Raw genomic sequence first — 22,679 nt, forward strand, 5'->3', positions numbered from 1 at the left:
GCGCGTTTCGCGCACCGCGATCCGGACAGTGGTCCGGCGCACGGGTGTCTCTCCCTGCGCGCGGGCTCCGTTCCCCTTAATCTTCCCCGCATGGCTGCGGCTCAGGGACGACTGTCGGACGGCGCTGGCGAAATGGACGATGCCAAGGAGGGGGACCGGGATGCGAGGGAGACGGCTCCGCCGCCCTTCCGGGCTGCCGTCGACGCATTGAGGGCGGCGCGGCTGCGGCCCGAGATCGAGATCGACCCGACGCGCCCGCCACAGCGCCTGGCCCCCTACGCGTACGCGCTGGAGGCCGCGGTGGTCGCCGACGACGAGGACCTGGCGGACGGCCGGCTCATCCTGCTGCACGACCCGGCGGGGCACGACGCCTGGCAGGGCTCCTTCCGGCTGGTGACGCTGGTCCGCGCGGAGCTGGAGCCGGAGATGGCGGCTGACCCGCTGCTCCCCGACGTCTCGTGGTCGTGGCTGACCGGCGCGTTGCAGGCCCGCGGCCTGTCGTACGGGGAACCGAGCGGCACCGTCACCCGGGCGAGCTCGCACTACTTCGGGGGGCTGTCCGAGCGCCCCTCCGCGTCCCAGATCGAGATCCGGGCCTCCTGGACGCCTCGCGAGGGCCTGGGCGGCGTACCGGACACGGCCGCGCACCTCGCCGCCTGGTGCGATCTGCTCTGCCAGATCGCGGGCCTGCCCCCGGCGGGGCCGGGCGACGGCTCGGTGGTGACCCTCCCGCAGCGCCGGGGGCCGCAGCCCCGCTGAACGCCCTTCTTTCGTCTCTCCGTCTTCCGGGGCGCCCGTGTCATGTCGAACGGGCGCCCTTTCCCGACCTCGCGTAACGCCGCGCCCTTTGCCGAGTTCCTTGCCGAGGTTTTGTCGATACGGCCACTTTCAGCCGTGTCGCGACACGGAACGACTCGGTTCGATCTTCGGATGATCGATCGCGTGTCCGAATTGCACGGATTGTTACTCACCAAATCGTGATCATTCTCTAAAGGCCGACGGGTTTGATGCCGAAGACGTCTGTGACCTTGAAAGCACGGTTCGCCCCGGCTTCATCCCCACAGCCGGTCCCGTCCCGCACCCCCAGGAGGCCTGGTGTCCGTTCTCCTCGAGCAGCCCGCAAGCCTGGTCGCCTACCGCCCGAACAAGCCGACCGCCATGGTGGTCGTGGCCGACCCACGGGTCCGATCCACCGTCACCCGCCACCTCTGGGCGCTCGGAGTGCGCGACGTCATCGAGGCGTCGTCCGTCGCGGAGGCCCGTCCCCGAATCGGCAACCCGCGCGACATCTGTGTCGCCGACGTCCACCTGCCCGACGGCAGCGGGCTCACCCTGCTGTCCGAGACCCGAGCCGCGGGCTGGCCCAACGGCCTCGCCCTCTCCGCCGCCGACGACATCGGCGCCGTGCGCAACGCCCTCGCGGGCGGCGTCAAGGGCTATGTCGTCACCGGCACCCGTACGAACGTCGGGCTCCCCACCCGACCCGGTGTCGCGCCCATCGGCTCGGCCGCCGCCCGTATGCACCGCCGCCCCCCGGGTGCTCCGAGCCACCCGGGCGGCTACCGCGAGCTCTCCGGCCGTGAGGTCGAGGTGCTCCGGCTCGTCGCCGAGGGCCAGTCGAACAAGGCCATCGGCGTCTCCATGGGCCTGTCCGCGCTGACCGTCAAGAGCCACCTCGCCCGCATCGCCCGCAAGCTCGGCACGGGCGACCGCGCCGGAATGGTGGCGGTCGCCCTGCGGACGGGGATCATCCACTGAAAGGGGGGCACACCCCCCACCGGACCGGATCTTTCACCGACCTGACTGGTTTACGACCCTCCTACGCCCGTCGACGGAACGTTCCGTCGGCGGGCGTAGTCCATACACAGATACCCTTGACAGGTGACCGACGCCCAAGAGACCGCAGAAGACAGCTCACTGCGAACCACCGGAGGCGGCCCTCCGGACGACGTCGAATCGGCGCCGATCCCTTTGCTTGAGCCCCGAGAGGGCATTCCGCCCGTCGTCGCCGACGAGACCTCGCTCGCCGAGGTGATCGCGGCCTTCGCCGCCGGCTCCGGCCCGGTGGCCGTGGACGCCGAACGCGCGTCCGGGTACCGATACGGCCAGCGCGCCTATCTGGTGCAGCTGCGCCGCGAGGGCGCCGGCACCGCGCTGATCGACCCCGTCGCCTGTCCCGACCTCTCCGGACTCGGCGAGGCCGTCTCCGGCGTCGAGTGGGTGCTGCACGCCGCCACCCAGGACCTGCCGTGTCTGCGCGAGATAGGCATGGTGCCGACGCGGCTCTTCGACACCGAGCTGGCCGGACGCCTGGCCGGGTTCCCCCGAGTGGGCCTGGGCGCGATGGTCGAGAGCGTGCTCGGCTTCGTACTGGAGAAGGGGCACTCCGCGGTCGACTGGTCCACGCGCCCGCTCCCGGAGCCGTGGCTGCGCTACGCCGCGCTCGACGTGGAACTGCTCGTCGACCTGCGCGACGCCCTGGAGAAGGAGCTCGACCGGCAGGGCAAGCTGGACTGGGCCCGACAGGAGTTCGACGCGATCGCGCAGGCCGAGCCCGCGCCGCCGCGCAAGGACCCCTGGCGCCGTACGTCCGGGATGCACAAGGTGCGCCGCCGTCGCCAGATGGCGGTCGTACAGGAGCTGTGGGAGACCCGGGACCGGATCGCCCAGCGCCGGGACATCTCGCCGGGCAAGGTGCTGGGGGACGGGGCCATCGTGGAGGCCGCGCTCTCTCTTCCGGCCAATGTGCACGCGCTTGCCGCGCTGAACGGGTTCGGGCACCGGATGGGGCGGCGCCAGTTGGAACAGTGGCAGGCCGCCGTGGACCGGGCGAAGGCGGTGCCGGACGCCGAGCTGCCTCAGCCGGGGCAGCCCGTCACCGGGCCTCCCCCGCCGCGTGCCTGGGCCGACAAGGACCCGGCCGCCGCCGCCCGGCTCTCCGCGGCGCGGGCCGCCGTGTCGGCGCTGGCCGAGCAGCTCAACATGCCGCAGGAGAACCTGATCACTCCGGACACGGTGCGGCGGGTGTGCTGGGAGCCGCCGGCCGGCGCCGACGCCGAGTCGGTTTCGGCTGCGCTTGCCGGGTACGGGGCGCGGGCGTGGCAGGTGGAGCTGGTCACACCGGTACTGGTGGAGGCACTGACGGTCAAGGGGGCCTAGTCGCCGTACGTGGCTCTGACGTACGGCGACTGCGGGTTGTTCCGGGTTGCTCGCGCGGTTCCCCGCGCCCCTTTCGGGGCCCTTGAAGCGAAAGAGCGACGTCGAGATCACGCCAAGATCCGCGGACGGCATCTTGGCGTGACGACGCGGCGGAGCCGTATATGTCACGGCCCCGCGCCCCTCACGGGGGCTCCTGCAGAAATTCGTGCCGGTGTGACGTTCGCCGCTCCCGTCGTCGGGGGTGGGCAGGGTGGTTACCCGCAAGTAGCATGAGCGGTGAGCGCGCGCTCAGGGCGTGTGCGTCGCGCAGCAGTGCCATCCCGCATCTGGAGGAGAGCCATCGTGCCTCGTACCGTCAGGGACGTCGTCTTCGTCGACGGCGTCCGCACCCCGTTCGGCAAGGCGGGCCCGAAGGGCATCTACCACGAGACCCGCGCCGACGACCTCGTCGTGAAGGCCATCCGGGAGCTGCTGCGCCGCAACCCGGGCCTCGACCCGAAGAAGATCGACGAGGTCGCCATCGCCGCGACCACGCAGATCGGCGACCAGGGTCTGACGCTGGGCCGCACGGCGGGCATCCTCGCCGGTCTCCCCCAGTCGGTCCCCGGCTACTCCATCGACCGCATGTGCGCGGGCGCGCTGACCGCCGTCACCACCACCGCGGGCTCCATCGCCTTCGGTGCGTACGACGCCGTCATCGCCGGTGGTGTCGAGCACATGGGCCGTCACCCGATGGGCGAGGGCGTGGACCCGAACCCGCGGTTCGTCAGCGAGAAGCTGGTCGACGAGTCCGCCCTGTTCATGGGCATGACCGCCGAGAACCTGCACGACCGCTACCCCACGATCACCAAGCAGCGCGCCGACGAGTACGCCGTGCGCTCGCAGGAGAAGGCCGCCAAGGCGTACGCCAACGGCAAGATCCAGCAGGACCTGGTGCCGATCTCGGTGCGCAACACCAACGCGGAGGTCGGTGAGACCGGCTGGGGCCTGGTCACTGCCGACGAGCCGATGCGTCCGGGCACCACGCTGGAGAACCTGTCCGGCCTGAAGACCCCGTTCCGCGTCCACGGCCGTGTCACCGCCGGCAACGCCGCCGGTCTGAACGACGGTGCGACCGCGTCGATCCTCGCCTCCGAGGACTTCGCCCGCGAGAACGGCCTGCCGGTCAAGATGCGCCTGGTCTCGTACGCCTTCGCGGGCGTCGAGCCGGAGGTCATGGGCTACGGCCCGATCCCGGCCACCGAGAAGGCTCTCGCCCAGGCCGGGCTGTCGATCGAGGACATCAACCTCTTCGAGATCAACGAGGCCTTCGCCGTCCAGGTGCTCGCCTTCCTTGAGCACTACGGCATCGCCGACGACGACGCGCGCGTCAACCAGTACGGCGGCGCGATCGCCTACGGCCACCCCCTCGCCTCCTCCGGCGTCCGTCTGATGACGCAGCTGGCCCGCCAGTTCGAGGAGCAGCCGGAGGTCCGTTACGGCCTCACCACCATGTGCGTCGGCTTCGGCATGGGCGCCACGGTGATCTGGGAGAACCCGCACCACAAGGACGCCGGAGGCAACAAGTGAGCACCGCTGAACTCCTGAAGGGTGCGGCCGAGCTGTTCCCCGACGAGGTCGTGACGTCCGCGCACGTACGCCACCTCGACCTGCCGTTCGGCGCCGGGCGCTTCGCGCTCATCACGCTGGACAACGGCTTCGACCACACCAAGCCGACCACCTTCGGCCCGGCGTCGCTGGCGAACCTCAACACCGCCATCGACCAGGTCGAGGCGGAGGCCGCGGCCGGCGAGATCGTCGGTGTCGGCGTCACCGGCAAGCCGTTCATCTTCGCGGTCGGCGCCGACCTCAAGGGCGTCGAGCTGCTGAAGAAGCACGACGACGCGCTCGCCATCGGCAAGGGCGGCCACGAGGTCTTCAAGCGTCTCGCGGGCATCGCGGTCCCGACCTTCGCGTACTACAACGGCGCGGCGATGGGCGGCGGCGTCGAGGTCGGTCTGCACTGCCAGTACCGCACGGTGTCGAAGGCCATCGCGGCCTTCTCCCTCCCCGAGGTCTTCCTCGGTCTGGTCCCGGGCTGGGGCGGCTGCACGCTGCTCCCGAACCTGATCGGCGCCGACAAGGCCGTCTCGGTCATCATCGAGAACTCGCTCAACCAGAACAAGCAGCTCAAGGGCAAGCAGGTCTTCGACCTCGGCATCGCCGACGCCATCTTCGAAGGCGCCGACTTCCTGGAGCAGTCGCTGATCTGGACCGCGTCCGTCCTCAAGGGCGACATCGCGGTCGAGCGTCCCGAGATCGACCGCGGCGAGGCCTGGGACCAGGCCGTCGCCAAGGGTCGGTTCATCGCCGACAGCAAGGTGCACGGGGCGGCTCCGGCCGCGTACCGCGCCCTCGACATCATCGAGGCGGCCAAGGACGGCGACCTCCAGAAGGGCTACGACGCCGAGGACATCGCCCTCGCCGACCTGATCATGGGCGGCGAACTGCGTTCCGGCATCTACGCCTTCAACCTGGTCCAGAAGCGCGGCAAGCGCCCCGCGGGCGCCCCGGACAAGAACCTGGCCCGTCCGGTCACCAAGGTGGGCGTCGTGGGCGCGGGCCTGATGGCCTCGCAGCTCGCCCTTCTCTTCCTGCGCCGCCTCGAAGTGCCCGTCGTGCTGACGGACATCGACCAGGAGCGCGTCGACAAGGGTGTGGGCTACGTCCACGCCGAGATCGACAAGCTGCTGAGCAAGGGCCGCGTCAACCAGGACAAGGCCAACCGGCTGAAGGCCCTGGTCACCGGTGTCCTGGACAAGGCCGAGGGCTTCTCCGACGCCGACTTCATCATCGAGGCCGTCTTCGAGGAGATCGGCGTCAAGCAGCAGGTGTTCGCGGAGGTCGAGGCGGTCGCCCCGGCCCACGCGATCCTCGCGACGAACACGTCCTCGCTGTCGGTGACGGAGATGGCGTCGAAGCTGAAGAACCCCGAGCGGGTCGTGGGCTTCCACTTCTTCAACCCGGTCGCGATCCTGCCGCTCCTTGAGATCGTGCGCGGCGAGCAGACGGACGACGCCTCGCTCGCCACGGCGTTCGCCGTCGCCAAGAAGCTGAAGAAGACCGCGGTGCTGGTGAAGGACGCCCCGGCGTTCGTCGTCAACCGCATCCTCACCCGCTTCATGGGCGAGATCCAGAACGTCATCGACGAGGGCACGCCGGTCGAGGTCGCGGAGAAGGCGGTGGAGCCGCTGGGTCTGCCGATGTCTCCGCTGGTCCTGCTCGAACTGGTCGGCCCCGCGATCGGTCTGCACGTCTCGGAGACCCTCAACCGGGCCTTCCCGGACCGCTTCACGGTCTCCCCGAACCTCGCGGCCGTCGTCAAGGCGGGCAAGCGCGGCTTCTACGTGTACGACTCCGGGAAGCCGGAGCTGGACCCCGAGGTCGCCGCGCTCCTGAAGCAGGGCGATGTCGTCCTCTCCGAGGAGCAGGTGCGCGCCCGTGTCCTGGACGCGGTCGCCCAGGAGATCGGTCTGATGCTCGACGAGGGTGTCGTCGCCGAGGCCCAGGACATCGACCTCTGCCTGATCACCGGTGCCGGCTGGCCCTTCCACCTGGGCGGTATCACTCCGTACCTGGACCGTGAGGGCGTCTCCGAGCGGGTGACCGGCAAGCGGTTCCTGGAGGTCGGGGTGGCTTCCGTCCCCGCGTAACCGCTCCGCTCTGTCTCCCGGGTGCCCTGTACGCCAACGCGGCGTACAGGGCACCCGCCGTTTCCACGCCCCCGCCGCCCCTACCCTCCCCCAAGCCGAGAGCTTGGGGGAGGGTAGGGGCGGCGGGGGCGGGAAACGGCTGTCACACCGGGCGCCACGCCTCCAACGCCAAGCCCGGTTCATCCTTGCGCCGGGTGAGAAGCAGCTCCTCACTGCCGGGGGCGAGCGTCGCCGCGACCACCCGCCCCTCCTCGTCCTCCGCCAAAGACACCTCGGCCCCGACAGGAAGCCCAGGACCCGACTCGGTCCACCACGCCCCCGCCGACTCCTGCTCGGTGGGATACGCGGCGAAGACGATCCGACCACTCGCCGAGCGCTGGGCGAGCAACGTGCAGTCGTAGCCGTCGAGTTCGCAACGGATCGCAGAGACAGGACCGGGGCCCGCCGAGGCGAGCACAGCGACAGGCTTGGTGCCCGGGCGCCACGCGCACACGTCACCCACCTCGTCGGTGAAGAAGAGTGTGGTGGCGGAGGGGGACGTGGCGAGGGCGCGGAGGGTGCCGGGGCGTACCGATGTCTCCAGGGACTCCTGGAGCACCGGCTGCTCGCCCGGCTCCTCCTGGCGCCAGTGGGCGACCCCGTCGGGCACGGCCGCGTACAGCTCGACGAGCCCGGACTCCCCCGTCACGGCCGCCAGATCCTCCCGTACGTCACTGCCCTTGAGGTCGCGCCACGAATCCCAGCCGCCCTTCTCCTTCTGGGCGACCATGCTGACCCCGCCGCCCTTGTTGCGCACGAAGACATGGGCGCGCCCCTGCGCGTCGACCGCGACGGCCGGCGTACCGGTGCGATCCCCCGCCTTGTTGGGGTGCCCGATCGAGTGCCAGTCGAGCGCGGCGAGCCGCGGCCGGAAGTGCGTGGTGTGGACGAGACCGGACTCGCCGGGCACGGTGGGGCGCCAGGAGACGAGATGGGCGTAGCCGTCGGCGCCCTGGCCGACGGCGAGGACGGGGTGCAGTCGCTGCTCGCCGCCGATGGTGCGCGGTGGGTCCCAGGGGCCGCCGGGTCCGCGCTCCGCCCGGCAGTGCACGGCGGTGCCCGACAGCAGGTACACACTGAGCCTGCCGTCGCGACCGCGTCTGAGCCATTCGCCGTTCACCGGTTCACCTTAATCCGGGGCCCGGCCGTCATCGCCAGGGGCCCAGGGGCTGCCCTCGGCGTCGCGTGCCATCGCGGGGGCGTGGGTGAACATGTCGCCCGACTCGCGCCAGTGCGTGCCGGAGATGTCCTTGCACCTGAGGGTGTCGTCGAGGGTGAAAGGGCCGCCGGGTTCGGGCTGGTACCAGCGCCATACGGTGTTCTTGCCGGGGAAGTACAGCTCCACCGTGCCGTTCTCGGTGGTGAGGGCCGTACCCGCGTCCTGGACGAAGGAGCCGCCGAGGTCCTCCCAGGGGGCCCAGGCGCCCGGCTCGACCCTGCGCTCGCCGCACAGGACGCACGACAGGGTGATGCCGGTGTCGGTCACCTCGACCGAGGTGCACTCGGCGTGTTCCTGGCGCGGCACGGAGCGCAGCATCAGCCGGCCGTTGGGCCGGGCGTAGGGGAGGTTCCAGCCGACGGAGCGGGTCGTCGGGCGGGCCATGAGGCGGGCGCGGGCGTCGATGAGCGCCCGGGTGTCGCGCAGGCCCGCCTTCATGTGCACGGCGGGCGACTTCGGGCTGCGCATGGTCACCTGCCGGCGTCCGTCGCCGAGTTCGTCGAGGGCGGACGGGATGAGGGCGGCCGTGTAGCGGGTACCGCCGTTGTCCAGGGTTCCGCGGACGGTGCGCAGCGGCAGGTCGGGGCGGCGGTCGTCGTCGGAGGGCTTGTGGCTCAGCACGAACTGCCGGCGCCGGCGGCCCTCCCCAGGGCCGTCGGCGGCGAACCGCAGCCGGCCCGCGTCGTCCGCCGTGACGTCCACGGTGGCCGCGCCGAGGGAGACCGGGGGCACGGTGACCGCCGCCCATCAGCAGCGCGCGTCCGGCGAGGCCCAGTTCCCGTGCCAGGGTACGGAGTCTGCCCGCTCCACCACCGTCGCCGTAGATGCGCAACTGACCGAGGACCAGGAAGCCCGCCGGGTCGCTCCACACCATGCCGACACGCAGCACCCGCGAGGCGTGGGTGACGTGCCGGCCGCGCCGGGAGCCCCACAGCGCCGTACGGCCCGTCGCCTTGTCGCCGTGGCAGGCGCTCACGTAGACGGGTCCGCCGCGCGCGGAGTGGTCCAGGGCCCGGCGGACCCGGTCACGGTCGGCCTCGGCGACGGCGACGGCGACGGCGACGGCCAGGCTGGAGCGGAAGTCGGAGTTCCCGCGGATCGCGAAGTAGTCGACACCCGCCTCCTCCAGGAGGCTCGCCACCAGTTCGAGGTTGGCCTCGCGCAGCCCGAGCGGCGACACCGTGGGGCGTAAGAGGGCGATCTGCGCGCCCCGGCCGGGGAGCACCGCTAGCCGCTCGCCCTCGCCGAACAGCTGCGGCCAGCGGCGGCGGGCCCGCAGGCCGCGGAAGAGCCGGGCCCCCGGAGTGACGGACCGGAGCCGGCGCAGCAGCTGCTTGAGCGCCATGCACAGCCGCATCGGCACGCGCCGCGCGATCCGGCGTCTGAGGCCGGTGGGGACCAGGGTGCGGTACACCCCGACCGCGGCGGACGCCTCTGGGTTGCCAGTGCTCACGAATGCGTGTCCGGGTCTTCGGGTTCCCCGTGCTCGAAGGCGGAGGCGGCAGAGGAGCCACGAGCCCCATCACAGGTTGAACGTTTCCTCAAACTCGTGTGACGGCCGTTCAAACGGATGTCCAAACGGCTGTTCGTGCGACGCTGGTCGGATGACCGACCAGCCTCTGCTCGTGATCATCGACGCCGCCAACGTCGTCGGCTCCGTCCCCGACGGCTGGTGGCGCGACCGCCGGGGTGCCGCGGAGCGGCTGCGGGACCGGCTCGCCCTGGACGGACTGCCCGAGCACGAGGGTCCGGTGGAGCTGGTCCTCGTGGTGGAGGGCGCTGCCAAGGGTGTGGAGTCCGTCCCCGGTGTACGGGTCGTGGAGGCACCCGGCAGCGGCGACGACCGCATCGTGGAGGTGGTGGCCGAGGCCGGTGACCGCCCTGTCCTGGTCATCACGGCGGACCGTGAACTGCGGCGCAGGGTGACCGAGTCGGGCGCGGAGGTGGCGGGCCCGCGGACGGTACGGGGGCCGACCTGAGCGGGCGCGCGACCGGTGGGCCGGGGCAGCGGGGCCGCGCCGCACACCCGGGCTCGCCGCACCCGCTCAGGATCAGTCCGGCGGCCCCGTGCGGGCGTACAGCACCGCCCCGTCCACCGTGCCCGCCTCCTCGTAGCCCTCGGCCAGCAGCCGGCGCAGCGAGCGGACCCGGTCGGGGGTGTAAGGCTTTCCCCGGGAGTCGTCGACGACGAGGGCCGGTGGGTGGGCTGTCAGCTCCGCGCGGAACACCGGCCAGGCGCCCTCGACGGCGTACTTCTCGCCGACCTGGGGACCGTCGCGGCCCCCGCTGTAGTTGGTGAGGAGCCCGGCGGTCAGATAGCGGCTGGCGGGGGTCCGGTTCGCCAGCCAGTACGTCTCCGGGTGTATGCCCCACACGAGGACGCGGTCCCCGGGATCCGTACGGTGGTCCAGGGCGGCGGCGAGGCGCTGGGCGTGGCCGAGTTCGGGGCGTGGCGCGAGCAGGCCCCAGGCCAGGAACAGCGCGCAGCAGCAGGCCGAGGCGAGGACGGCGGTCATCAGGCGGTCGCGGGGCAGGACCTGGAGCGCGGCCGTCGCCAACAGGGCCACGGACGGGATGAGTTGCAGGTAGTAGTGGCCGAAGAAGTGGAAGCCGACCAGGACCGCCACCGCCGACGAGGCTAGCCACAGCCAGAGTTCGGCCGCGCCGGTGCGGGCCACGCGCAGCGCCCGCAGGATCGGCGGGATCAGGCCCGCGCAGGCCGCCGCGAGGATCCCCGTGTTGGTCAACCCCCGTGACAGGACGTGGAGTTCGGAGCCCGTGAAGGAGACATAGGAGCCCGAACCGGTGACCGTCCAGAACAGGAAACCCGCCGGGGAGGTGAGCAGCGCCGCGCCGAGGACCGGGGCGACCACGCCAACTCCCAGCCAGAGCAGGCCTCTTCGGGAGGTCGTCTCCTGTCGCCACAGCATCCAGAGCACCGGCACGAGCACCACCCCGCCGGTCTGCTTGGTGAGGAAGGAGCAGGCCACGGCCACCCCCGCGGCGCCCCAGCGGCGCCGGTCGGCGCACCACATCGCGGCCGTCGTGCAGGGCAGTATGAAGACCTCGAAGGTCGCCGCCTGCGCGTCCTCGGGGTTGAGCCCGATCGAGACCAGCACGTACAGCACCCCGGCCGTGCGCCCGGCCGGATCCCCCCAGCGGCGCCGGGCCAGCGAGGCCAGCAGCACGGCGGTCGACAGCTGGGCCACGATCGCGAGGACCCGCACCGACGTCAGCGAACCGGAGCCGAACACCGCGAACGCCGCCTCGTACAGCCACGGCACGAGCGGCGGTTTGCGGTCCACGACGGTCTCGTACAGCTCTCCCCCGCCCGCCAGTATCCGCGCCTGTACGGCGAGATAGCCCTCGTCGGGGTTCCACAGCGGCCGTACGAAGGAGGGGGCCCGGGTGAGGCAGACGAGCACCCCGAGGACGGGCAGCAGCCGTCTCCAGTAGCCGGGGCCCGACATCCGTGACGCGGCTACGGAGCGTGGTGTTTCCAGGAGCCCGGCGAGCATACGGTGCACGCTATCCGCCCCCGCGGTCTCCACCGATGCGGGACATACGGGGCCGGAGCATCAATAGGGGCCGATCACTGGGTGTTGGGGCGCGGCGGGTGCACCGCGGCCTCGGTCGTCTCCTCGCGCCGCTCGAGACGGCTGTGCGAGCGGCCGTACAGGAAGTAGACGACGAAGCCGATCACCATCCAGATCGCGAACCGCAGCCAGGTCTCGGCGGGCAGGTTGAGCATCAGCCAGAGCGAGGCGAGGACGGAGACGATCGGGACGAGCGGGACCAGCGGGGTGCGGAAGGAGCGGTGCAGGTCGGGGCGGGTGTGGCGGAGGATGACGACGCCGATCGCGACGACGACGAAGGCGAAGAGCGTACCGATGTTGACCAGTTCGGCCAGTTCGCTGAGGCTGGTGAAGCCCGCCACGATCGCGATGATCACGCCGAGCAGGATGGTCGGCCGGTGCGGGGTGCGGAACCTCGGGTGGACCCGGGAGAAGAACCGCGGCAGCAGTCCGTCGCGGCTCATCGCGAAGAAGACCCGGGTCTGGCCGAGCAGCAGGATCATGCAGACCGTGGTCAGACCGACGGCGGCGCCGAAGCTGATGACACCCGCGTACCAGGGGTGCCCGGTCGCCTTGAAGGCGTCGGCGAGCGGGGCGTCGATGGACAGCCGGTCGTACCTCTGCATGCCCGTGACAACGATCGACACGGCCACGTAGAGAGCGGTGCAGATGAAGAGCGAGCCCATGATGCCGCGCGGCATGTCCCGCTGCGGGTTCTTGGTCTCCTCGGCGGCCGTCGCCACCACGTCGAAGCCGATGAAGGCGAAGAAGACGACGGAGGCGGCGGTGAAGATGCCCATCACACCGAAGTTGGTGGGTGTGTAGCCGAAGATGAGCTGGACGAGCGGGGCATTGAGACTGCTGCCCGCCTCCTGGGCCTGCACCTTGGGGATGAAGGGCGTGTAGTTGTCGCCCACGATGAAGAAGGCGCCCGCGATGATCACGATCATCACGACGGTGACCTTGACGGCGACCACGACCGTGGTGACGCGGGCCGAGAGCTTCACGCCGATGACCAGGATCGCCGTGAGCACCAGCACCAGCGCGGCGGCGAGGATGTCGAAGCCGAACCCGGCGGCCCCCTCACGCCCGCTGAGATAGCCCGGCAGATGCCAGCCCGCGTTGTCCAGGAGCGAGCGCACATACCCCGACCAGCCGACGGCCACCACCGCCGTACCGAGCGCGAACTCCAGCACCAGGTCCCAGCCGATGATCCAGGCGGGCAGCTCACCGAGCGAGGCGTACGCGAAGGTGTACGCGGACCCCGCCACCGGGACCGTGGAGGCGAACTCCGCGTAGCACAGCGCCGCCAGGGCACAGACGACACCCGCGACGACGAACGCCAGCGAGACCGAGGGTCCCGCGTTCTCCTTGGCGACCTTGCCGGTGAGGACGAAGATGCCGGTGCCGATGATGACACCGACGCCGAAGACGGTGAGATCCAGAGCCGACAGCGACTTCTTGAGTGCGTGCTCCGGCTCCTCAGTGTCCAAGATCGACTGTTCGACCTTCTTCGTCCTGAAGAGGGTGCTGCTCACGGGCCTACCTCCACGCTTGGTGTCCTCGACATGATCGAGGGGGCGTGCACCGCGCATGCCCGGGTACGGTCGAATTAACGCAAATGGGCCGGTTTCGCCACCCGTGCGGGGTGGCGAAACCGGCCCAACGGACCTGCGTTCGACCGTGGTACGTCAGTCGCGGGCGGGCTCCACCGAGTCCACCGCCTGCGCGGCGGCCCCCGGGAAGCGGCCGTCGAGCTTGGAGACGAGACCGGTGACCTGACGGGCGATGTCCGGTGCGGTCAGGCCGATCTCCGCCATGACCTCGGCGCGCGAGGCGTGGTCGAGGAAGCGCGGCGGGATGCCGAAGTCGCGCAGCGGGACGTCGACGCCCGCGTCCCGCAGCGCCTGCGCGATCGTCGAGCCGACGCCGCCGACCCGGGAGTTGTCCTCGACGGTGACGACCACGCGGTGCTGCTCGGCGAGCGGGGCCATGGCCTCGTCGACCGGCTTGACCCAGCGCGGGTCGACGACGGTCGTGGAGATGCCCTGCTGGTCGAGGAGGCCGGCGATCTCCAGGCACATCGGCGCGAGGGCGCCGACGGAGACGAGGAGCACGTCGGGCGCGTCGGTGCCCGGCTCACGCAGCACGTCCATGCCGCCGATCCGGCCCACCGCGGGCACCGCCGGACCCACCGCGCCCTTGGAGAAGCGGACCACGGTCGGCGCGTCGGTCACGTCGACGGCCTCGCGCAGCTGGGCACGGACCTGGTCGGCGTCACGCGGCGCGGCGAGCCTGAGGCCCGGCACGACCTGAAGGATCGACATGTCCCACATGCCGTTGTGCGAGGCGCCGTCGGTACCGGTGACGCCCGCGCGGTCCAGCACGAACGTCACGCCGCACTTGTGCAGGGCCACGTCCATCAGGACCTGGTCGAAGGCACGGTTGAGGAAAGTCGCGTAGACGGCGAAGACGGGGTGCAGTCCGCCGGTCGCCAGGCCCGCCGCCGACACGGCGCCGTGCTGCTCCGCGATGCCGACGTCGTAGACCCGTTTGGGGAAGGCCTTGGCGAACTTGTCGAGGCCGACCGGCTGGAGCATCGCGGCCGTGATGGCGACCACGTCCTTGCGCTCCTGGCCGAGCTTGACCATCTCCTCGCCGAAGACGGAGGTCCAGTCGGCGCCCGACGAGGCGATCGGCAGGCCCGTGTCGGGGTGGATCTTGCCGACGGCGTGGAAGCGGTCCGCCTCGTCCTGCAGGGCGGGCTGGTAGCCGCGGCCCTTCTCGGTGAGGCAGTGCACGATGACCGGGCCGCCGAAGCGCTTGGCGCGGGCCAGCGCCGACTCCAGGGCCTCGATGTCGTGACCGTCGATCGGGCCGACGTACTTCAGGCCCAGGTCCTCGAACATGCCCTGCGGGGCGATGAAGTCCTTGAGGCCCTTCTTGGCGCCGTGCAGGGTCTCGTAGAGCGGCCTGCCGACGACCGGCGTGCGCTCCAGGAGGTCCTTCCCACGGGCGAGGAAGCGCTCGTAGCCGTCCGTGGTGCGCAGGGTCGCCAGGTGGTTCGCGAGGCCGCCGATCGTGGGGGCGTACGAACGCTCGTTGTCGTTGACGACGATGACCAGGTGGCGGTCCTTGGCGTCCGCGATGTTGTTGAGTGCCTCCCAGGCCATGCCGCCGGTGAGAGCGCCGTCACCGATGACGGCGACCACGTGGTCGTTCCTGTCGAGCACCTCGTTGGCCTTCGCCAGACCGTCGGCCCAGCCGAGGACCGTGGAGGCGTGCGAGTTCTCGATCACGTCGTGCTCGGACTCGGCCTGCGAGGGGTAGCCGGACAGGCCGCCCTTCATCTTCAGCTTCGAGAAGTCCTGACGGCCGGTGAGCAGCTTGTGGACGTAGGACTGGTGACCGGTGTCCCACAGCACCCTGTCTTTCGGCGACTCGAAGACGCGGTGCAGGGCGATGGTGAGCTCCACGACACCGAGATTGGGGCCGAGGTGGCCGCCTGTCTTGGAGACCGCGTCGACGAGAAAGGTCCTGATCTCGCCGGCCAGCTGGTCCAGCTGCTCCAGGCTGAGCCGGTCCAGATCGCGCGGTCCCGTGATGCGGGTCAGCAGCGGCACCCGTGCCTCCTTGCAGTAGAGCTGTTCGAGCTTTGCCGGGCCTGTCGAGTCTAATGTTCCGCCAGGACATGACTGTGCCCGGCACCGCCATTGGTACCGGGCACAGGTCAAAGGGGGCTGCGTGCAGCGCGCCCCTCAGGGGCGCGGGGAACTGCGCGACCAGCCACAGCCGGCCCGCAGCTTCCCTGCAAACCGCTACGCGCGCCCCGCGGTCTTCTGCGTCTTGCGGGTGACGGCGTCGATGACGACCGTGGCGAGAAGCACACCACCGGTGATCATGTACTGGATCGGCGACGCGATGCCCTGCAGCGCCAGACCGTACTGGATGGACACGATCACCAGCACACCCAGCAGCGCGTTCCACGTACGACCGCGACCACCGAAGAGGCTCGTACCACCGATGACCGCGGCGGCGATCGCGTTCATCAGAAGGTCACCGGCGCCCGCGCCCTGGTTGGCGGAGGCGATCTTCGAGGCGATGAACAGACCGCCGATGGCGGCGAACGTACCGGAGATCGCGAAGACCGAGATCCGGACCATCTCCACGTTGATACCGGCACGCCGGGAGGCCTCGACGCTGCCACCGAGCGCGAAGATCTTCCGGCCGTACGCGGTCCGGCGCAGCACGAAGTCCGTGATCAGCAGCACCGCGATGAAGATCACCACGGCGAGCGGAAGGCCCTTGTACTGGTTGTAGGTGATCGCCACGGCGAAGGCGACGACCGCCAGCAGCGCGGTGCGCAGGATGGTCTCGCTCAGCGGCCGGGACGGCACACCCGCGGCCTCGCGGCGCTTGTTGCCGTAGAAGGAGCTGAGGAAGAACACGGCGGTGACGCCGATGGCAAGCGCGTAGGCGGCGGCGACATCGGTGAAGTAGTAGCTGGTCAGCTTGGCGACGAGGCCGTTGCTGTCCAGGTTGATGGTGCCGTTGCTGCCCAGGATCTGGAGCATGAAGCCGTTCCAGAACAGCAGACCCGCCAGGGTGACGGCGAAGGCCGGCACACCGATGCGCGCGAACACGAAGCCGTGGAGCGCGCCCGCGACCGTGCCCGTGAGGATGGCCAGCACGAAAGCCAGATACTCGTTCATGCCGTGCGTGACGTTCAGCACCGCGAACGCGGCGCCGGCGACACCGGAGACCGAACCGACCGACAGGTCGATCTCACCGAGCAGCAGTACGAAGACGATACCGACGGCGATCATGCCCGTGCCGACCATGGCGACGGAGATGTCGGACAGGTTGCCCGCGGTGAGGAAGTTGGAGTTCAGGCTCTGGAAGATGATCCAGATGATGACCAGGCCGAGGACGACCGGGATGGAACCCAGGTCACCGGCCTTCATCTTGCGCTTGAACTCGGAGGCGTAGCCCGCGAAGCCCTGCTCGCGCACGAGGAGCCGGGGGTCGACCGCGGTGACCGCCGCGGCGGCCGCCTCGGGGTTCTCCACGACGTGGTCCTCGGGGGTCTCAGAGGTCTTGTCGATGCTCACTTCTGAGCCTCCCCATTGCTGCGCGCCGCACGACGGGTCACGGCGTTCTCCGTGGCGCCCGTGATGGCGGAGATGATCTCTTCCTGCGAGGTCGACTTGACCTCGAAGATGCCGTTGTTGCGCCCGAGGCGCAGGACGGCGACCTTGTCGGCCACGGCCTTCACATCCGCCATGTTGTGGCTGATGAGGATGACAGCGTGACCGCGCTCGCGCAGCCGCTCGACGAGGTCGAGCACCTGGGCGGTCTGCTCGACACCGAGGGCCGCGGTGGGCTCGTCGAGGATGACGAGCTTGGGCTCGCCCAGCATCGAACGGGCGATCGCCACGGTCTGGCGCTGACCGCCGGAGAGCGAGGCGATCGGGATGCGGACGCTAGGGATACGGATGGACAGCGTGTCCAGCAGCTCGCGGGAGCGGCGCTCCATCTCGACCTCGTCCAGGATGCCGCGCTTCTTCAGCTCCCGGCCCAGGTAGAGGTTGCCGACGACGTCGATGTTGTCGCACAGCGCCAGGTCCTGGTACACGGTCGCGATACCGAGGCCCTGGGCGTCTTGCGGCTTGTTGATGTGGACGGTCTTGCCGTCCCACTCGATGGCGCCCTCATCGATGGGGTGCACGCCGGCGATCGTCTTCACCAGCGTGGACTTTCCGGCGCCGTTGTCGCCCACCAGGGCGACCACTTCACCGGCGTGGACCTCAAGCTCTACATCGGTGAGCGCCTGGACGGCACCGAATCGCTTGGAGACCCCGCGCAACGCCAGGACAGGCGTAGCGGACACGTGAACCATCTCCTTCGCCGCCTGACCCGGCGGGAGGTTGTGCAGAAGTTTGTGGAGGGGGTGTTCCGTCCGGCGCCCCGCCCTAGCTTTGCGGGGCTGATGGATGCGGGGCGCCGGAGGGGCTTCGATGACGCAAGTCCCGTACGGAAATTCAAGAACGAATTCCCGTACGTGGATAGAGACTTGCGGCGGCTACTTCAGTTGCTCGGACTACTTGATGCCGAGCGCGTCGCACTTGGCCTTGTAGGCGCTCGTGCAGATGTCGCTCACCGTGTAGACGCCGTCCTTGAGGACGGTGTCCTTGATGTTGTCCTTGGTCAGCGAGACGACCGCGACGATGACCGAGGGGATCGCCTTGTCGGTCGGGCTGTCGACCTTGTCCTTGGCGACGGTGTCGAGCGACTTGCCCTGGGCGAGCGAGACGGCCATCTCGGCGGCGGCGTCGGCCTCGGGGGCGTACGGCTTGTAGACGCTCATGAACTGCTCACCGGCGATGATGCGCTGCACACCCGCGAGCTCGGCGTCCTGACCGGTGACCGGGACGGAGATGCCGGCGGCCTTGAGGGCGGTGATGATACCGCCGGCCATGCCGTCGTTGGCGGAGTAGACGCCGATGACGTTCTTCTTGCCGAGGGCGGAGATGGCGCCCTCCATGTTGGCGTTGGCGTTCTCCGGCTTCCAGTCCTTGGTGTCGTACTCCTTGCCGATGTTCACCTTGCCGTCGAGGACGGAGTGGGCACCGGCCTTGAACTGGGCGGCGTTCGGGTCGGTGGACGACCCGTTCATCATCACGATCTTGCCGGACTTGGCCTTGGAGCCGAGCGCGGTGAGGAGCGCCTGGCCCTGGGTCTTGCCGACGGTCGTGTTGTCGAACGACGTGTAACCGCTGATCGGACCCTGCGCGAGACGGTCGTAGGCGACGACGGGGATGCCGGCGTCCTTGGCCTTCTGGACCGAGTTCTTGATGGCCGCGGAGTCCACAGCGTCGACGATGAGGACGTCCACCTTGTCGGTGATCATCGTCTCGACCTGCTGGGCCTGCGTGGTGGCGTCCTGCTTGGCGTTGGCGTACTGGACCGTGCCCTTGCCGTTCGTAAGCTCCTTGACCTTCTTCTCGATCAGCGGCTTGTCGAACTTCTCGTAACGCGCGGTCTGGTTCTCGGGAAGGAGCAGGCCGACCTTGATCGCGTCGCCCTTCTTGGCGGAGCTGGAGCTGTCGCTCTTGCCGCCGGACTCCTTGGCACTGCCACAAGCAGCCAGCGAAACGGCCATCGCACCAGCGGCAACGGCAAACGCGGCACGACGCATACGCGTGTTCACTCTTGAAACCTCCCTGACGAGGCCGCGTCGTTGCGGCCGAGGTGGCTGGAAGTCAACTCGGCCACGCGTGCGACGTCAAGAAGTAAATACTTAACGAGATGGCAACGGTGCCATGCGTTCTCTAAGTGAAGGCAGGGGTGGCCGCAGACAGCGATCCGTCCAAAAGGGTCGAATCGCCCATCTCGCTGAGCGCGAGAGCAAGGGCCCCGAGCACCTCCGCACGGCCGCCAAGTGCCCCTGGCAGCACCGAGAGTTGACGCGCGGCACTGGGGATCGCGTACCGGCCGACCGACTCCCTGATGGGTCCGAGAACGAGCTCCCCGGCCTCGGCGAGGTCGCCACCGAGAACCACCCGACTCGGGTTCAGCAGATTGCAGAGATTCGCGACTCCGCTTCCGATGTGACGTCCGACATCGGCGATCACCCGACGGCAGCCCGGATCGCCCTCGCGGGCCAGCCTGACGACGCCTTCCATGGTCAGGTCCGTGCCGTGACTGGACTGCAGAAGCGGCAGCACATAGCGCGCCGCCGCAAAGGTCTCCAGGCAGCCCCGGTTGCCACAGCGACAGACGGGGCCGGATTCATCAAGAGTAATATGCCCGATTTCGCCCGCAGTGCCGCCAGGCCCGCGGTAGATCTTGCCGTCGATCACCAGGCCGGCGCCGACACCGCTCGCGACCTTGATGTAGGCCAGGTCCTTGACCCCGCGCCCACTGCCCCAGACCAGCTCGCCGAGCGCACCCAGGTTGGCGTCGTTGTCCACGTACACGGGCACGCCGAGCCGCCCCCGCAGCTCCTCGGCGGGCTTCGCGCCGGTCCAGCCCGGCAGGATCGCGGTGGACCCCAGGGTCCCCGACTCCACGTCGATGGGACCGGGCACGCCGAGCCCCACACCCGCGATCTTGGACCGGTCCACGCCGGTCGCCGCGATCAGGCGGCTGACCAGCTCCTCCGCCCGGTCGAAGCCCTGTGCGGCGCTCGCGTCCACGTCCAGCGGCTCGGACTCCTCGGCCAGCACCTGGTGGGCGAGGTTCCCGACCGCGACGCGCAGATGCGTATGGCCGAAGTCGACGCCGATGACGATGCCGGCGTCACCGCTCAGGGACACGCTGCGGGCCCTGCGGCCACCCGCCGAAGTGGGGGTGACCTCGACCGTTCCGCCGTCCTTGAGCTCCCGGACGATATTGGAAACGGTCGCGGCGGAGAGGCCCGTCGTCCTCGCGATCTCCGCTTGCGTGAGCGAACCGGCAAGGCGCACCGCACGTACGACGCGCTCCAGATTGGCTCGGTGCAGCGACGACTGCGACCCCGGAGTCTCCACGACGACCTCCCGCGTACGAGGCCGCCACGATGAGGCCCCGCCTATGTCCAACTAGTGAACTCTAAGCTGAGCTGTTTGGGTTACCTCCCGTCAAGAGGTTGAGCTGCATCCGGCGCGGATGAGCACACGTGTGCGGGACAGACTGTGGCGTAGATCCTTCTATGGCCCAGGTCACACCCCGACTGATTACAAGTTGTCACCGCCCCCGACCTACAAGATCAAGACCACGACGCCGCCACGCCGGGCGTGGCTCCCGCGGAACCTCTCCCTGCGGGTGGAGCCGTTTGCGGGGAGATCGAGGAAATGCGGGACCGAGCAGGCGGGGACGCCTAGGCGGGGCCGAATATGTGTAGCCGAGTATGTGGAGCCGAATGTGCGGGACCGAGGCCGAATGTGCGGGACCGAGTACGTGTAATCCCCTCCGCGGATTCGGAGGGGATTACGTAGGGAGGGCATTACGTACGTAGGGAGGGCATTACGTACGTAGGGAGGGCATTACGCAGGGGATTACGTGCTCCGGGGAGTTCTCGGCGTTCGACGGCTTTGGCCGTCACCTCGCTCGGCCTACTTGAGAGCCCCCGCCGTCAGCCCCTGGACCACCTGTCGCTGGAAGATGATGTACGCGGCCAGCACGGGGAGCATGGCCATCACCAGGCCCGCGAAGAGGCCCGACCAGTCGCCCTTGTAGCCCTGGCTGGTCGCCAGCTCGACGAGGCCCTGGGAGAGGACCTTCTTGTCGGGATCGGTGTTCAGCACCGTCGGGAGCATGTACTGGTTCCACTGGCCCAGGAAGTTGAAGATCCCGACGCTGACGAGACCCGGCTTGGCCATCGGCAGCATGATCTGGAAGAAGGTCCTGGTGTGCGAGGCGCCGTCGACGAACGCCGCCTCGGCGATCGAGGTCGGCAGTGTCCTGAAGAACGAGGTCAGGAAGAAGACCGTGAACGGCAGCGAGTAGGCGATGTAGACGAGGATCAGACCCGGCAGCGTGTTCAGCAGACTCATGTTGTTCAGGACGTAGAACAACGGCACCAGGGCCAGCATGATCGGGAAACTCATTCCTCCGACGAAGAGGAAATAAATGAAACGGTTGCCCGGGAACTCGAATCGGGCGAGGACGTACGCCGCCATCGAGCCGAGCACGAGCGTACCGGCCAGCGAGAATCCCACCACGATGAGCGTGTTGCCGAAGTAGTCGCTCATGTGCGCCTGCGACCACGCGCGCGACCAGTTGTCGAAGTGCAGTTTGTCCGGCAGCGACCAGGGCGAACTGAAAATGGAGTCGTCGTCCTTGAAAGACGTCATCACCGCCCACAGCAGGGGCAGTACGACCATGATCGCCCAGATGATGAGAATGCCGTGCGAGAAGGCGTTGAGGACGCCGCCCTCACTGCTCTTCGCCTTCTGCGGCGGCGCCTTCTCCTTCGCCACCAAAGGACGGTCCTCGACCGGTTCCGCGGGCGGCGGGATGTCAGTGGTCTTCATGCTAGAACTCCAACCGCTCGCGCCGGCCCAGTCGCATCACGATCGCCGCGAACAGCAGCGTGACGATGAGGAGCGCGACACCGATCGTGGTGGCGTAGGCGGCGTTCGCGTCACGGAACGCCGATTGGTACACGTACAGCGGAAGGACCGTGGTCGAGTAGTCGGGGCCGCCGGGGCCCACGGTCATGATCTGCACGGCGGCGAACGCCTCGGCGCCGAGCGCCAGGATCCCCATGTACACCCAGCCCGACTGCACGGTGTCCCAGAGCAGCGGAAGGGTGATCTTGAAGAAGGTGGTGGCGCGGCTCGCGCCGTCGAGCAGCGCGGCCTCGTAGAAGTCCTTCGGAATCGACGCCATGCCCGCCGAGAACAGCACGACGAAGAACCCGACCGTGCTCCACAGCAGCACCGCCATCACACACCACAGGGCGAGGTTCGGGTCGCCCAGCCAGTCCGGCTGGACGCTGCCGAGGCCGATGGCCTTCAACGTCCCGTTGATGACGCCGTCGTTGGGGTTGTAGGCGAATTGGAAAAGCAGGGAGACGATCGCGATCGACAGCACCTGTGGGAAGAAATAGGCGATTTTGTAGAATCCCGAACCGCGCACTCCGGTGATGGCGGCGCCTTTTCGACGCCGCCCACCGACATTGAGCATGAAGGCGAAGAAGAGCGCGAGGCCCAGCGTCACCAGCGGCAGCAGCAACGCGAACACCAGACTGTGCTGCAACGACTTCCAGAAGATGTCGTCGTGCAGCATTCTGGTGTAGTTGGCGAAACCGACCATCTTGAAGTCGGGGCTCAGACCGGTCCAGTCCGTGAACGAGTAGTAGATGGCCTGGACGAAGGGCCAGATCACGAAGATCGCGTACAACGCCAAGGGGGCCACCAAGAACCCCACAATGAACCGGTACTTGCCGTGTTGCATGGTTACCGACCCCGATCGTTTCGCGGATGCCGCCGCCGGCGACGCGTGGACACG

The 22,679-nt window shown here is 69.2% G+C and carries 18 protein-coding genes; 7 read left to right on the forward strand and 11 right to left on the reverse strand.

The annotated features are described in order from the left end of the window. The first annotated feature begins 132 nt into the window (after positions 1-132). The 5 genes from SMIR_RS07455 to SMIR_RS07475 all read left to right on the forward strand — a co-directional run bounded on the left by SMIR_RS07455 (position 133) and on the right by SMIR_RS07475 (position 6,851). Positions 133-759: a DUF3000 domain-containing protein gene (locus SMIR_RS07455; protein ID WP_212728324.1), complete on the forward strand. Its 627-nt coding sequence runs from the start codon at positions 133-135 to the stop codon at positions 757-759. A gap of 336 nt (positions 760-1,095) precedes the next feature. Continuing rightward, positions 1,096-1,758, forward strand: a complete 663-nt coding sequence (locus SMIR_RS07460; protein ID WP_054234007.1) for a response regulator transcription factor — start codon at positions 1,096-1,098, stop codon at positions 1,756-1,758. 123 nt (positions 1,759-1,881) lie between these two features. Further along, complete coding sequence (locus tag SMIR_RS07465) at positions 1,882-3,159, forward strand: ribonuclease D (protein WP_168496628.1); 1,278 nt, start codon at positions 1,882-1,884, stop codon at positions 3,157-3,159. Positions 3,160-3,501: 342 nt separating this feature from the next. Then, positions 3,502-4,728 (forward strand): thiolase family protein, encoded by a 1,227-nt coding sequence (locus tag SMIR_RS07470; RefSeq protein WP_075030528.1) that lies wholly within the window; start codon positions 3,502-3,504, stop codon positions 4,726-4,728. Next, positions 4,725-6,851: a 3-hydroxyacyl-CoA dehydrogenase NAD-binding domain-containing protein gene (locus SMIR_RS07475; RefSeq protein ID WP_101401509.1), complete on the forward strand. Its 2,127-nt coding sequence runs from the start codon at positions 4,725-4,727 to the stop codon at positions 6,849-6,851. The genes SMIR_RS07470 and SMIR_RS07475 overlap by 4 nt, the downstream gene beginning before the upstream one ends. 142 nt (positions 6,852-6,993) lie before the next feature. Here SMIR_RS07475 and SMIR_RS07480 read toward each other — a convergent pair whose 3' ends face one another. Then, on the reverse strand, positions 6,994-8,010 hold the full coding sequence (locus SMIR_RS07480) for a PLL family lectin (protein ID WP_168496626.1): 1,017 nt from the start codon (positions 8,008-8,010) through the stop codon (positions 6,994-6,996). Between the two features lie 9 nt (positions 8,011-8,019). Continuing rightward, the gene (locus SMIR_RS43390) at positions 8,020-8,841 is read right to left on the reverse strand and encodes a hypothetical protein (RefSeq protein ID WP_248003171.1); all 822 of its coding nucleotides are present in this window, start codon (positions 8,839-8,841) and stop codon (positions 8,020-8,022) included. A gap of 1 nt (position 8,842) precedes the next feature. Between SMIR_RS43390 and SMIR_RS07490 the strand changes: the two genes are divergently transcribed. Both SMIR_RS07490 and SMIR_RS07495 read left to right on the forward strand, forming a co-directional pair. Beyond that, on the forward strand, positions 8,843-9,301 hold the full coding sequence (locus SMIR_RS07490) for a hypothetical protein (protein ID WP_212726790.1): 459 nt from the start codon (positions 8,843-8,845) through the stop codon (positions 9,299-9,301). A 412-nt stretch (positions 9,302-9,713) separates the two neighbouring features. After that, positions 9,714-10,088, forward strand: coding sequence for a PIN domain-containing protein (locus tag SMIR_RS07495; protein WP_168496622.1), 375 nt, complete (start codon positions 9,714-9,716; stop codon positions 10,086-10,088). 72 nt (positions 10,089-10,160) lie between these two features. On the opposite strand, the gene SMIR_RS07500 is transcribed toward SMIR_RS07495, so the two are convergent. The 9 genes from SMIR_RS07500 to SMIR_RS07540 all read right to left on the reverse strand — a co-directional run bounded on the left by SMIR_RS07500 (position 10,161) and on the right by SMIR_RS07540 (position 22,625). Continuing rightward, positions 10,161-11,627, reverse strand: coding sequence for an ArnT family glycosyltransferase (locus tag SMIR_RS07500; RefSeq protein WP_168496620.1), 1,467 nt, complete (start codon positions 11,625-11,627; stop codon positions 10,161-10,163). Between the two features lie 74 nt (positions 11,628-11,701). After that, positions 11,702-13,222 (reverse strand): amino acid permease, encoded by a 1,521-nt coding sequence (locus SMIR_RS07505; RefSeq protein WP_168496618.1) that lies wholly within the window; start codon positions 13,220-13,222, stop codon positions 11,702-11,704. 153 nt (positions 13,223-13,375) lie between these two features. Beyond that, a complete protein-coding gene (gene dxs / locus SMIR_RS07510; protein WP_168496616.1) occupies positions 13,376-15,307 on the reverse strand; it encodes a 1-deoxy-D-xylulose-5-phosphate synthase in 1,932 nt (643 codons plus the stop codon). A 195-nt stretch (positions 15,308-15,502) separates the two neighbouring features. Beyond that, complete coding sequence (locus SMIR_RS07515) at positions 15,503-16,795, reverse strand: sugar ABC transporter permease (RefSeq protein WP_168496614.1); 1,293 nt, start codon at positions 16,793-16,795, stop codon at positions 15,503-15,505. Continuing rightward, positions 16,792-17,583: an ATP-binding cassette domain-containing protein gene (locus tag SMIR_RS07520; RefSeq protein WP_168496612.1), complete on the reverse strand. Its 792-nt coding sequence runs from the start codon at positions 17,581-17,583 to the stop codon at positions 16,792-16,794. The genes SMIR_RS07515 and SMIR_RS07520 overlap by 4 nt, the downstream gene beginning before the upstream one ends. A gap of 201 nt (positions 17,584-17,784) precedes the next feature. After that, entirely contained in the window at positions 17,785-18,882 is a 1,098-nt protein-coding gene (locus SMIR_RS07525; RefSeq protein ID WP_168501348.1) for a sugar ABC transporter substrate-binding protein, read from the reverse strand. A gap of 133 nt (positions 18,883-19,015) precedes the next feature. Continuing rightward, positions 19,016-20,215, reverse strand: a complete 1,200-nt coding sequence (gene rok7B7 / locus SMIR_RS07530) for an ROK family transcriptional regulator (protein WP_101401501.1) — start codon at positions 20,213-20,215, stop codon at positions 19,016-19,018. Between the two features lie 564 nt (positions 20,216-20,779). Continuing rightward, on the reverse strand, positions 20,780-21,700 hold the full coding sequence (locus SMIR_RS07535) for a carbohydrate ABC transporter permease (protein ID WP_168496610.1): 921 nt from the start codon (positions 21,698-21,700) through the stop codon (positions 20,780-20,782). A 1-nt stretch (position 21,701) separates the two neighbouring features. After that, on the reverse strand, positions 21,702-22,625 hold the full coding sequence (locus SMIR_RS07540) for a carbohydrate ABC transporter permease (protein ID WP_168496608.1): 924 nt from the start codon (positions 22,623-22,625) through the stop codon (positions 21,702-21,704). Positions 22,626-22,679 lie beyond the last annotated feature (54 nt).

It is taken from the genome of Streptomyces mirabilis, from assembly GCF_018310535.1.
GTDB lineage: Bacteria > Actinomycetota > Actinomycetes > Streptomycetales > Streptomycetaceae > Streptomyces.